This is a genomic window from Acinetobacter sp. 24-47-47 (assembly GCF_057737035.1).
Map to the genome: position 1 here is coordinate 2,349,486 of NZ_CM173216.1, position 12,970 is coordinate 2,362,455.

Sequence of the window (12,970 nt, forward strand, 5' to 3'; positions counted from 1 at the left end):
GCACTGCCTCACACATTTAATTTTTAAAACATCATCGCATATTCGTAAACTGAGCACTATCACTCTGGTGTTCACTACTTACGGTTGATAATCCAACCTGAGGAAATAATCTCTTTTCAAGTTGCGGCAACATAATTTCCATATTCTTACCAATGACCCATTGTGGCTCTGATGGCATAAACCCTTGTGCATTTTCCCAATGCGCAATATTGACTGATGCATCTTCAAAGGCTTCACGTAAGCTATTTTTTTCACGCATCGCTAAATCAAAGAAAGCACGTCCAAAATAAGTCGAGTCTGCATCATTTGAACAACCAAAAGACTCTCGATCTGCTGCAGCTGCAGTAATGACTAATGTATCTGGCGATTGCAACGCTGGAATAAAACTACCAGAGAAACATGATGAAATCACAATGACTCTCCATCTGATCCCTGATCTATCAAGCGTTTGGCGCAACCATTTTGGATCTATGTCTTCCAAATCAATTGGCGTATTTTCCATTTGAAATTGGTTACTCAATCCATGGGAAGTCATATAAAGAAACAGGACATCACTTTCACGATTCATCTGAGCGCCAATACGTTGCAATGCCAAATCAATACTGGTCTTTGACGCAATTGGATATTCTTCGCGAGTTGCAGGATTATTAATTAACGCAATTGAACGACCAAAGGTTCCGAAACGCGTATCAAATTGATCTTTAAATCTTTGAATTTCCAATTTGAATACATCTTGATAACTTGTACCAGCTACGCCCATAAAATACCAATGCGAGTTCGCGAACTCTCCAAATTGGATCTGTTCAAGCGCCTGATTTAATAATCTGCTTTGCGCGTAAAATGATTGTTCTGAAATACTTGGAGGCGCCTCATCTACCTTCCAAATTGGTTGACTTTGTGACGAAATCTGCCACACAAAAAGTGTAAAAAACGTGGCGATCATGATGAGCAGTCGCTCCCACCAAGGCCATTTTAATTCACGCGAAAAAACCCAAACAACAGCTAAACTTTGCCAAACAAACAATAAAGAAAATATGTGCTGCAAATGATCAACAAGGAAATTAGGTTGATAGTCAAAGTTATTAAAATAATATTGGATAAGACACTGAATCAAAACAATATGTGTGTCTAGTACTAACCAAAGTAATGCTGGCACCAACATCAAACGTGGATTATTAGTACGCTGTGAAAGGAAAATCCCAACAATTAAAGCAATAAATGGCCAGAGCGCATAACTCACTAATCCTTGAGAATTAAATTCTCCAGCACCATTCGATAACAACCAGCTAAATAAAGAGCTCGCTGAACCTCCAAGAATTCCCCAAAAAATAAGTTGAAGAATTGATGGCCTTACAATCTGTAGTGATTTCCTTGAACCTAAAAATAACCAAATCCCTGCAAGCTGGTTACTTTTTAAATCATGCCAAAAGTTAATTGAAGGTTTAAGGTCTATCATAAGATTACTGTGTAGGTGCTTGGATCAGCTTTTTTAAGTTTATGCTCGGTTAAATAATTATCAATGCTACTTTTAACTATATAACAATTTTTCGATTATTTTTGAGTCATTTACCAAACTACTCAGAAACAATCGTTTGAAAATAGGCATCAAAGCGACATGCATCACCTAACCATTGATGATCAGGTTTTTGCGCATTGAGATAAACAGCATGTCTTGGTCGCTTTACAATAACTCGCTTAGCAACGCTTTGAGCCAATGCCAACAATTCTTCACCTAAATCCATCTCTCCATCTTCAGGCAACAGAAGATGTAACAGCTGCATTTGTTTTTTCACTTGCGCTTGTTTTTTAATGGCATTTTGATTCTGATCGCGCTGTGGAAACATTGGATCTAAATACACCACATCGGCATCGACGAGTTGGTTTGCACATTGCTTAAGATAATCAGCAGAATCTGAGTAAACCAGCTGAATACGCGCAACAATACTCTTTAAAAATGGGTCAAGACTCGCTTGTTGATGAGTAGATTCTAACAAAGTATATAAAATTGGATGTCGTTCAACTAATGTGACATTTGCCCCTAAATGTGCCATCAGTAAACTGTCATGCCCAAGCCCTGCGGTGGCATCAATGAGCTGGGGTTTTTCAGATAACTGGCATGCCCTCGCAATCATTTCAGATTTCAAGCTAGCACGTTTTAAGCGACCGACTTCGGCTTTCCAATCAGGTTGCATACGCATGCCCTGTGCGCACAGCCACAACCCATCTTGATCAACACAAAGCGCAAGTTCAGGATGATGTCTGAAAAATCGAGCATTCAATTTTTCAACCTCTTCGATTGTTGACTGCACCCCACGAGAAGAAAGCACAGCATTAAAATGCTGTGCTTTCTCAAGAAAATCTCGTTCAGCAAATAAGCGTATTTCGCTTACCATAATTTCCAACCTGTAAATGCAAAGAGAAGGATCACTAAACCTGAAGCAATTCGATACCAAGCAAAAATCATAAAATCACGTTTTGCGACATAGGCAACCAAAGCTCGAATGAGTAATAAAGCTGAGACAAATGAAACAATCAACCCAGTTGTCAACACTGCCCAATCTTCAGCAGTCTGGAACACATCATAGCTTTGATATAAATCTAATAATCCAGCACCAATAATGACTGGAATTCCAAGAAAGAATGAAAATTCGGTCGCTGCTTTGCGGGAAACGCCTAAAAACATTGCCCCGATGATCGTAGCACCAGAACGTGACGTACCTGGGATCAAAGAGAGCACTTGAATTAAACCAATCCAAATTGCATCTTTATAACTGAGCTCTTCAACTTCTTTGACACGTATTCTTGGGGGATTTTTTTCTACCCAAATGATAATTAAACCACCCACAATCAGGCCAATTGCAATCGCGTAGTTATTAAATAATAGCTCTTTTACTGTTTGCCCAAAGGTCAAACCTATTGTAACAATTGGGATTGAAGCCAAGATTAAACCAAATCCGAGTCTTCTACCTTGTGCTTCGCCAGTGACCAAACCCGTTGCAGCACCCCATAAGCGCGACCAATATTCATAAATAACCGCTGCGATTGCCCCCATTTGAATGGCAATCACAAAGACATCACTTTTTTCCTTGGTCCAGAAATTCATGAGTTCAGCGGCTAAAATTAAATGGCCTGTACTAGAAATGGGTAAAAACTCAGTAATACCTTCAACGATACCCATAATTGCCGCTTTAAGCAGCAGTAAAAGATCCATAGAAATTCCTAATTATGCTTTGCCTTGTTCTGGAATTTTTTTCCACGCATTGTCACGTAAATAAACGGGTAGTGCGAGATCGGCACTGAGCCATTGTTCTTTTAAAGCATGTTCACGTGCAATCGTCGCTATATCCTCAGCAGTTGCTTGGACATGTGAATAATCATTTAATTCGGGATGAATACATTTTGTTCCTGAACCAATCATTTGAAACTTTTGATAGGCTGCAGCATTTTCATAATTTAATAATTGCTCTTCATCCACCAACTGCATTAAACCTTGAGCATTTAACTGAAAACTTGCAATGTAGACCTCACTCATTCTTGCATCAAGTACAGCCGTAACTTCTGTCAGTTGATACATTCGATAAGCAGCCTGTGCCAGAGCTTGAAGGGATGAAACAGGAATCACAGGCACGTCATGTGACCATGCAAGCGCCTGAGTGACTGCTGCATTAATACGCACACCGCTGAATGAGCCAGGACCACGACTAAAAGCGATCGCATCCAAATCTGAAACGTGTACTTCAGCTTGCTGAAAAGCTGCTTCAATCATTGGGAGGATAGATTGGGTCTGCGCTTTTGCACGATCATCTAGTTGATAAAAAAGTACTTGATTCTCATCAATTAACGAAACTGAGCACTGCTCATTGGCAGTTTCTAATGCAAGCAATTTCATGCATGCCCCTATAAATCGTTAAAAATGGTGCTAATCATACTCCACTCGAATTATTCCTGCGAGAGCAGATCTGTTCAGATTTAGTGATTATTGAACGCTCGTATCAATGTCAACACTTATATTTAAAATTCAAATTTTTCAAGCTGAGTGAAATTTTTGAAATGATGCGCATAATGCATCGCACTCATTTTGAGTTTAGCTTCTGCAAACTCATCTAATGTTTTAATTACTTTGCCAGGAGAGCCCATCACCAATGAATTATCTGGGATGATTTTACCTTCTGGAATCAACGCATTCGCGCCAATAATGCAATTTTTACCGATTACAGCATTATTTAATACGACGGCGTTGATACCAATCAAACTATTATCTCCAATCGTACAACCATGTAACATTGCTTGATGACCAATGGTGACATATTGCCCAACATTCAATTCAATGCCCGGATCAGTGTGTAAGACGGCATTTTCTTGAATATTACTGAAATCACCAATACGAATTTTGCAGTTATCCCCGCGTATTACCGCACCAAACCAAACACTCACCTCTTGTCCAAGTTCAACATCGCCAATCACAGTGGCATTTTCTGCAATCCATCCATTCCATGGTTGAATCGTCGTTGAAGGGGTTTTGTCTTGAAATTTGTACATCATATACAGCAATCCTATGCATTTAATATTTTAATGTTGTTTGAAAATTGAAGATTTAAAACTTGGGGAATTGAGCAAAAAGGGCCAGTTTTTTTTATAATTTAAGCCATACTGAAACAACGAAATCAGGATCCTTGCTGTAAGACCCCATATCACCTCATTCTCAACTCTTAAACTTGGAAAATAGATTGATTGCTTAGCCAATCGAACTTCATAAGGTGTTGGGCGAGCATCCATCATTTCGCGGATTGAAGCAAAAAAAATACGATCGATTTCTGTAGGTTGTGGGACAAGCTTCACATTAGGCGGTATCAATCCAACCACAGGTTTTACTAAAACACCCGCTTTCGAGCGCTCTGAAGGCAGATCACCTAGCAACTTTACATCGAACGGATTCAAAGCCGTTTCTTCCCACGCTTCTCGGAGTGCAACAACAATATTACTGGTGTCGTTCGGATCTCTTTTTCCTCCTGGGAATGACACTTCACCCGCATGATTATTCATATAAATAGAGCGACGCGTCAGCAGAATTTTAGGATCATCTTCATTGGTGATTGCAAGTAATACTGCAGCATCAGCTTTTTGAATGCGTTTAGAAAACCTAAGGTGTTGTTGCAGTTGCAATGTTAATGAATGATCCATCATCTTGAATAGCTCGATCTCTCTTTTTTATTCTCATCCCATCATATATGAAATTTTGTGCATAAGGCTATAAATGATGCGAAAGTTATTTTTTTGGGGTATGCTGAATCATCTCATTTTTACTTGACAGCATATGCCTTTTTGCACGGCCTGTGGGCAACCGACGACCGAACAGATTCCTTTAGGTGATCATAAAGTACGCCAAGTCTGTACGCATTGTAAGACCATTCACTATGTGAATCCGAAGGTCATTTGTGGAGCCTTAGCGATTTGGGAAGATAAAGTACTCTTATGTCGTAGAGCGATTGAACCGCGCTATGGTCTTTGGACGCTACCAGCAGGATATATGGAACTCTTCGAGACAATGGAGCAAGGTGCAGCTCGTGAAACTCGTGAAGAGGCTGAAGCTGAAGTGGAAATTGAGCAATTGTACTGTATGTACAATATCCCTCGTATTGGTCAAATTTACGTATTATTTAAATCTCACCTTGTTGAAGGTAAATTTGGAGCTGGTGAAGAAACCATCGAAAGTCGTTTATTTGAAGAACACGAGATTCCATGGGATAGTTTAGCTTTCCCAAGTGTTGAACGAACGCTTCGTCATTATTTTGAAGACCGAAAATCGAATCATTTTCCTACACACTTAGAGACCTTAGGTACTCGACTTGATCAAACAGGTTAAAAAAAACTCCATCTCATAAGATGGAGTTTTTTTGGTTAAGCTTTTCGACCTATTTGATAACAAGGTGTTAAAGCAATTTCAATTGTTCCTGTTCTAAGCTTTGCTAGATTAAGTTGTTCAGTCGTTGGTTTATTCTCTGGAATCGAATTGTACGTGTGTTGGTATGTCGCATGCGTATTCACCCATTCAGCTGCGGCTGTAGAGCCCTTAGTATCCCAACTCGTGATATTAATACCCGCTCTTATGTCATTATTTACGATTAAGTTTTGTAAATTTAAACGTACACCTCCAGATGACACAAGTTCACTATTAGAATCGACTCCAAAGTCTGGTCTGTTATTTAGTCCAGCTCTGACCCCATTTAGGTTCCCAAAAATTGGATTCGCTAGAATCATACGTATTGTCAGAGATTTATCATTTGCAGTTGAATATGTTGTGCCTGTCGTACCAACAATGAATTGTTGAACATCCAATTCATCGGTCATGGTTGAAGTATTCTTAATGCTTGGACAAGTGGTAGATTTTAAACTCGATGCAGTACGATTGGTTCGTATATCTCCATTTTCATCAATGACAATACTCACTGTTTGTGATGGAATCGTTTTATCATTAAAGTTAAACACTAAATCTGCGTATAATGGGAAAATAATTTGATCCCCAACTTCAACATTTTTACGTGTTTTGAACACTTTACGATCTAAATAGCTCACTGGACTGTATTTTAGAATATCAAGCTTACCTGTATAGCGCTCAGAATTGACATCTTGACGCCACTCCCCATATACCTCAGTGCTTGTAGGTGTATCCTTGCTGTCTAAGAAGCCTTGATAAGCATACTGATTACCAGGAATAATGGATTGACCAAACAGAGTTCCTTTATAGATTTCTAATTTGTCATTTGAAGATTCAATACTTTTAAAAACTAAAGGTTTTTGTATTTTTTGTGAGATATTATTCAACCAATCTTTTGAATTAGAAACGACATCTAATTTTTCAGGTGGTACTTGATTGATTAATAATACTCGTGCTAACTCTTCTGAAGTATTACTACCCGTAACAATTGGTTTCCCTCTCCACTGTGAGAGATAACCACTCGCATAACCTTCGCGCGTAGTAATTACGCTCATATCAGCAATTGCTTGATTATTGTTTAGGCTTGAGCCGTGAAACCCTGCGAAATTAGTATTTTGTCCAATAAAGAGTAAGTGATTGGCCTGATAAATACCCACACTTCTCATTCTTATGATCTGTTGTGCTACTTTTTCCGCATCATCAATTGATACCTTATCGACATCTAACCATGGTTTCAGGATCTGAACATAACTGCCATTTTTGAACTCATTGGCCGTTATATTTTGGCTGATCACTTGAAGCCCATCCAAATTGTCTTTTGAAAGCACAACTTGCTGTATATCACCAGGCACATTACTGATTTGATCTACACCTAATGTTTGCAAAATTCGTGTAATTCCGACCATTGCGTTATAGGTAGGATCGGACATATTAAAATTTTCAATTGGCTTACCAGTTAGCCCTTGAGCCATATCTTGCACACCAATCTGAATATAAACATCGCTCATTTTCTTAGGCACAATTGAACCTAAATCGACCGTCCCTAACTCAATTTTTCGAGCACTGGCTTCACCCTGAATATAAAATGTAACTTTGTCTCCCACTTTGCATGAACCAATCGCAACATTAGGATCGAGTTCAGTTCGATAGTGATTCAATTTGTCAGTACTACAATCGAACTTTAGTCCCTCTACAGGATAGTCCAAGACAAATCCCAGACAATTAGCATCATTTGAGGTTAAACAACCATTAGAGGTTGTAACGGAACCACGGTTAGGATCTTCATTTATTTTAGCACTCTCTCCACCACATCCAGTCAATGCTAAAAAAAGCGTGGAAAACGTGAATGGGATAATATTAGACTTTTTCATTCTAGTTCTCTTTTATTTGATGGCCTTGAGCTTTAGCTGACCAGTATTCACGAGTTTTTGATTTTGAATATCAATTGATTCGACTAAAGGGGTGAGTAATAAATATCGTGTTTGAGGTGGTTTTTTTAATATACCTTCGAGTGCAGAGTATGTCGTGACGTTGGCTTGAGTATCTGTACTTTTAAAACCAGTCGCTCCCTCTAAAATGCAACCTTGCTGATCCAAAAATACTGCAATCGGCCAATAAAAAGTTGGGTTATTTTGAGATGAAGCAAATGATTGAATTTGAATCTGATCAATTGATTCATCTAACTCCACCACCTCGTAAGCAAAACGTTCTTTCAATGGCGCAACTGGCCATAAACCAATTTCATCTTGAGCACCCTTCAAACGCTTAGCTTTCTGAATTTTTTTATCTTTAAAACATGTATGTTCCAAAGATTCCGCAAGATCTTTTGCTTCAATACGCATATACGTACTCGATAAAGCCATTGCTTCTTTCGCTGTAGGCTCTGTCGGCTGTAGGAACTGAGATAAAACGGCTTTGGTAATCCCTTTTTGTCGCTCAATTGTTTCAAAACGAGCTGCACCTACACCCTGCGTATCAGGAACTACATAAAACCGTTTTCTTCCTTCCAGATTAAACTCACGATCTTCAAGATATTCATGATCAATGTATTCAACACCATCAATCAGAGTTACAGGACTTCCTGTTTCAGCTTTCAGTGAACCACCTGCTTTTTTGCTATCTGAAATCTGCTCAACACGTTGAACGCTTTCTTTAGAATTTTGATCGTGTGTAGATTTATTTTTTGTTAATGACTGCTCATGTTTCGTATTGACTTTAGTCTGTGCAAGATCAATTTTCGTCATTTGATCTTGAGTCTTTTTTTCAACACTCACTGTTGATTGTTCAACATTGTCATTTTGACTGCGCCCAACTGATTTGCTCGCTGTAGGAGCTTTAATACTCGGCTGAGCGATTTCAACCTGTATTTTTTTAGGCTCATCTGCTGGTTTGTTTTGAATGATTTTTGGCTGAACATTTTCTCTTTGAATTGATTTTCGATTTTTAATAGATTCGTTTTTTTGAGCACTAGATGCAGCTCTTTCGATGACAATCGGTCTACCATCTGGACCTATAATTGTGTAAAAGTCTTGGGCATTCAATGTAGGACATATTAAAAAAGAACCTGCGCATAAGACACAACCGAGAGACTGGCTTACTCTTGTCTTTATTTGTTTAAATTGCTCAAGATTTAAGTCCATTACCATCTCGTTCTATAATTTATACCTAAAATCGTAACTTTGGTATTCGTCGATACATTTAAGCCAGCATATGGATTAAGTAATAAATTATCCACGGCGTCTAGATTGGCTAGGCTACTTGATCCCGCTGGAATTCTATCGCGGCTCCGAAGGAACCCGACTGATAAATCAATATCTGTATCTTCATCAAAACGGTAACCAATACCCAATCCAAACAATTGTGCATTATTGATCGGTACCATTGTATTCCGCTTTCCATCTGGGATCGCACTTGTTCTAGGTTCATAACCAGCACGGAATTTCAAACGGTCATTGGCAGAATATTCAACGCCAACGCCCCAACTCCATGGAGATTGAAAACCTAGAGGCAGAGATAAAGATGAGTCTGTTACATCATTAGATAACAGTTTTGCAATTTTCAGAGCAGAAATTTGACGATCGAACTCAAATTTAAACTTATCCCAAGCCGCATAGTCAGTCCATCCCACATCGAAATTTACCTGTAAGTCCGGGAATACTTTGTACTTAATCCCTGCTTGGAAATGTGCTGGATATTCTAAATCCATAGACATTAGACCAGTTTCAATCGCAGGTACATAGTTCGGAAAACCAAGTATGGTTGCCAAAACTTGCCCCGTAGGTGAGGAGTTTAGTCCTTTGATTAATTCTCGGGATGCGTTTCCATTTTCTACAATATATTTACCCTTTAAGCGCATTTTAGCACCGCTTTGGTAAACCAGCCCCAAACCAAACTCTTCAGTGGGTTCCCACAAGACACCTAAGTTGTAGCTTGGAGATAAACTCTGCTCCAGTTCAACATTGATCTTTCCAAAGGTTGAAAATGGATTCATGCCCTCATTGGTATTACATAAGCCGAATAGCAAAATATTCGTGACAATATTGTCATTTCCTCCACGGAAAGGGGCACAGACAGACTCATCCACCATCCTAAGAAGACCTATCATTTCATTTGGAAATCGCAAATCTGTTTTCATGGCAATGGCTTGATAAGACATTCCCACTGAAGCACCAATCGAAAGTTCATCATTTACTTGATAAGCAATCGATGGCGATAAATATGTAATACGCTCCATGGCAACTTGCTGCCCCATGAAGTTACCCGGATTACCATCTTCTGCACCGAAACCTGCAACCAGAGGTGCATAAACTGCAGTAGCGAAAGTAAACTTAGATCCTGGTGGATTGTAGGAGATCCCTCCAGTTGGAGCTGCTACTGGCCATCCTTCTCCTAAATCCACCATTTTTTTCAATACAGGAATATATAAGGATGCGTACTCGACATCACCTCTCACAGAATCCTTAAAATCAGTACAGAGGTTTGATGGATTATCAAGCGCATCATTACAGATTAATGGATCATCAGAATATCCAAAGACGTCATAACCTGATGGCGCGGAAAATTCACGCTGAATATCAAAATTAGCAACTAAGCCTTGAACGTCGGTTTGTAACCCTTTGAGTTTGGTTAAACCCGCAGGGTTAAAGTGAATTGCACTAATCCCGGGTGGATCTGCAGTGACAGCATTACCCATTGATAATGAGCGTACATCTACAGATAAATTCTGCCCAAGGTGTGCAAAGACTTGCGTACTACATCCACTCAGAACAATTGCTGTAACTAAAGGATGCAAACGGAATTGACTCATTTCCGAACTCCTTTAGCTTGCTTTTTTCTTACCGAAGCCAAGTATATCTAATGGGAACGATAGGCCGAGAGACACATCTGGAGAGTCTTCAGTTAAACCGATACCTATCGTTCCATTGACAATCGTCTTCGGACTAACACGTACACCGAGTGCCACCGCAAACATAGAGCTGGTCTGAGTCGCAGGCTCGTAATATTCACCTGTATCATATGTAAATTTGGTACCCATGTTCATCGATTGCTGATAAGACATGGTCAAGGAGACATCATAGTTAAATGAATATGCAAACCCGAACGAGAATCCAGCCGTAACACCGGGTTCAAAAGTATCTAAAACACGGTTACGCCCAGTTAAACCTTCACCTTGAGTATTTCCTCCCCCTCGGATTTGATTTAAGCCAGATTCTTTAAAACCATAATTTGTTGATACTGACGCAAACAATACAACTGGATCAATATATTTTCTTGTACTTGCACCAACACCAACTGAATAATACCCCTTACCTGTTGAGAGATCCGTCAAAGGATTAATTTCATAGGGGCTATCACCTGTTTTTGTCGATAGATTACCAAACAAAATAAGTGGCAAACGACCTTCTTTCAGTGGAAATGGCTCCCAACGCGCCCCTAAACTAATATCACCCAAACCAGCAGTGGTCGTATCTTTGACACTATCAGACTTTGCAACCAATGGAATTGAAGCGTTTAGCGTGATGTTATCTCTTAAACCATATTGCGCTGTGATGGTATTGGTAATCGTATGATTTGCATCTTCATCAATACGAAGTTGATACAACTGTCCTTCATCGATCGAAGCATTTATTTGTGAATCCCGATAGTACGAATAATCAAGATCATAGAACGTTGAAAACTCACCACGCTTAATCAGTGAATATTGTCGCTCATTAGAGGAAAAAACCTCCTGCAAGTTAGTCTCTTGCGTCGCATCACCTTCTTTTTGTTGGAGTGCATTTGCAGCCTGCCCTTCAACACCTGGCTTAAGAGAAGGTGTTGCATCAACATTTTCAGTAGATTCTGCCGTATAACTTGATTGTGCTTGTTCAAGCTCGGTCGCAGAACTATTTTCAGTATTATTTTGAGTATCTTGAGAAATATTCTCTTCTGATGGAGCTTCAACTGTTTCGGGTGCTGCATAGACGCCTGTGACAATCATTTGAATACTGATTGCGAGTAGCGTTCTTTTCGTCCATTGATTATTCATTTTACTTCCTACCACAATTCTTCATTATTTGGATTTTGTTTCAATTCAATTTAATTGCATTTAAATTACTTACGTTTATAGTAAAGCCGCATATATGTTGTAATGGGTTGATTATACGTTGGAGATTTGGGATCAAGATCTAATACTTTACGCATAGTTGAGGCTTTATCTGCGATTTTATTCATATAATCTGACGAAAATTGTGCATCAACTAAGGCGTAACGGTTAATTGTTGCATCATCGACATGTCTTAAATCTGTTTCTTGTAATGCCAATAGATCTGTCTGTTGAGATTCAGGAACGTTCACTAAAAATAAGGTATTGTTTTCCCAAATTTCTTTAAATCGTGCTTCATCAAAACTGATATTTCCTAATGCAGGGTCAGCAACATAAACCCTTCCATCTTTATATGCTTTGTATACAACAAAGTGCTTAAAACCTGCATAGTGAATTGGAACAATAGCAGGTTGTGTCTGTTTAATCAGGTCTTTGAATTCACCACGGTAACCCCCACTTTCATAACCTAAAGCAGTGACGAAGCGCTTCATATCCAATAATGAAAAGCTTCTACGCTCAATGATTCGATCATACTCGCCAAATCGCAACAATCCCTCCATGGTTTGTTGTTCTGTCAAATTTAGACCAGCGTGACCATTAAGAACTGTCGTCAACGCCGCAGAACCACAACTATAGTCATACGCTTGACGGACTATTCCTCTAAACTGATTTTCGATAGCCGGCTTGATAGCTACAGGTTCACGGTGATTTTTTGTATAAGATAGATGTCGTGAGTCTGCAATCTCACTGTAATAAACTGCTTCGCGTGGTTTTTCTTTAATTTCGAGAGCATGACTCGCAAAAAAATACATGATTGCAGAGCCTAAAGTAATTTCTATCATAATGTTAACTGTTCTAGTTCGGCGTACTTGCCTTTATGATTCTGTAGTTGGAGTTTGCACTCACATTTATTCTTATATTCAGAATACCTTTTTCATCCTAAAAATACA

12 protein-coding genes are annotated in these 12,970 nt (G+C 39.1%); 1 reads left to right on the top strand and 11 read right to left on the bottom strand.

From position 1 onward, the window contains the following. Positions 1–31: 31 nt before the first annotated feature. From AC1M9E_RS10990 to AC1M9E_RS11015, 6 genes are all read right to left on the bottom strand, one after another. Complete coding sequence (locus AC1M9E_RS10990; protein WP_488224787.1) at positions 32–1,456, bottom strand: C13 family peptidase; 1,425 nt, start codon at positions 1,454–1,456, stop codon at positions 32–34. A gap of 118 nt (positions 1,457–1,574) precedes the next feature. Next, positions 1,575–2,393 carry a class I SAM-dependent methyltransferase gene (locus AC1M9E_RS10995; RefSeq protein ID WP_481608033.1) on the bottom strand — a complete coding sequence of 273 codons (819 nt, stop codon included), beginning with the start codon at positions 2,391–2,393 and terminating at the stop codon, positions 1,575–1,577. After that, positions 2,387–3,211 carry an undecaprenyl-diphosphate phosphatase gene (locus AC1M9E_RS11000; protein WP_488224788.1) on the bottom strand — a complete coding sequence of 275 codons (825 nt, stop codon included), beginning with the start codon at positions 3,209–3,211 and terminating at the stop codon, positions 2,387–2,389. Before AC1M9E_RS11000 ends, AC1M9E_RS10995 begins: the two co-directional genes overlap by 7 nt. A 12-nt stretch (positions 3,212–3,223) precedes the next feature. After that, positions 3,224–3,889: a tRNA (adenosine(37)-N6)-threonylcarbamoyltransferase complex dimerization subunit type 1 TsaB gene (tsaB, locus tag AC1M9E_RS11005; protein ID WP_481592375.1), complete on the bottom strand. Its 666-nt coding sequence runs from the start codon at positions 3,887–3,889 to the stop codon at positions 3,224–3,226. Between the two features lie 122 nt (positions 3,890–4,011). Continuing rightward, positions 4,012–4,542, bottom strand: coding sequence for a gamma carbonic anhydrase family protein (locus tag AC1M9E_RS11010; RefSeq protein WP_481598046.1), 531 nt, complete (start codon positions 4,540–4,542; stop codon positions 4,012–4,014). Positions 4,543–4,569: 27 nt separating this feature from the next. Beyond that, on the bottom strand, positions 4,570–5,184 hold the full coding sequence (locus AC1M9E_RS11015; RefSeq protein ID WP_035268255.1) for a CoA pyrophosphatase: 615 nt from the start codon (positions 5,182–5,184) through the stop codon (positions 4,570–4,572). A gap of 130 nt (positions 5,185–5,314) precedes the next feature. Here AC1M9E_RS11015 and AC1M9E_RS11020 point away from each other — a divergent pair, with 130 nt between their 5' ends. Further along, positions 5,315–5,863 (top strand): NUDIX hydrolase, encoded by a 549-nt coding sequence (locus AC1M9E_RS11020; protein WP_035268253.1) that lies wholly within the window; start codon positions 5,315–5,317, stop codon positions 5,861–5,863. A gap of 35 nt (positions 5,864–5,898) precedes the next feature. Here AC1M9E_RS11020 and filF read toward each other — a convergent pair whose 3' ends face one another. The 5 genes from filF to filB all read right to left on the bottom strand — a co-directional run bounded on the left by filF (position 5,899) and on the right by filB (position 12,862). After that, positions 5,899–7,806, bottom strand: coding sequence for a putative pilus system protein FilF (filF, locus tag AC1M9E_RS11025; RefSeq protein WP_481608034.1), 1,908 nt, complete (start codon positions 7,804–7,806; stop codon positions 5,899–5,901). A gap of 12 nt (positions 7,807–7,818) precedes the next feature. Then, positions 7,819–9,075 carry a putative pilus assembly protein FilE gene (gene filE, locus AC1M9E_RS11030; RefSeq protein WP_481608035.1) on the bottom strand — a complete coding sequence of 419 codons (1,257 nt, stop codon included), beginning with the start codon at positions 9,073–9,075 and terminating at the stop codon, positions 7,819–7,821. Beyond that, complete coding sequence (filD, locus tag AC1M9E_RS11035; RefSeq protein WP_180028732.1) at positions 9,075–10,742, bottom strand: putative pilus system OmpP1/FadL family transporter FilD; 1,668 nt, start codon at positions 10,740–10,742, stop codon at positions 9,075–9,077. The genes filE and filD overlap by 1 nt, the downstream gene beginning before the upstream one ends. Positions 10,743–10,754: 12 nt before the next feature. Next, complete coding sequence (gene filC / locus AC1M9E_RS11040; protein WP_092768595.1) at positions 10,755–11,963, bottom strand: putative pilus system protein FilC; 1,209 nt, start codon at positions 11,961–11,963, stop codon at positions 10,755–10,757. Between the two features lie 65 nt (positions 11,964–12,028). Continuing rightward, positions 12,029–12,862: a putative pilus system C39 family peptidase FilB gene (gene filB, locus AC1M9E_RS11045; RefSeq protein WP_035268934.1), complete on the bottom strand. Its 834-nt coding sequence runs from the start codon at positions 12,860–12,862 to the stop codon at positions 12,029–12,031. Positions 12,863–12,970 lie beyond the last annotated feature (108 nt).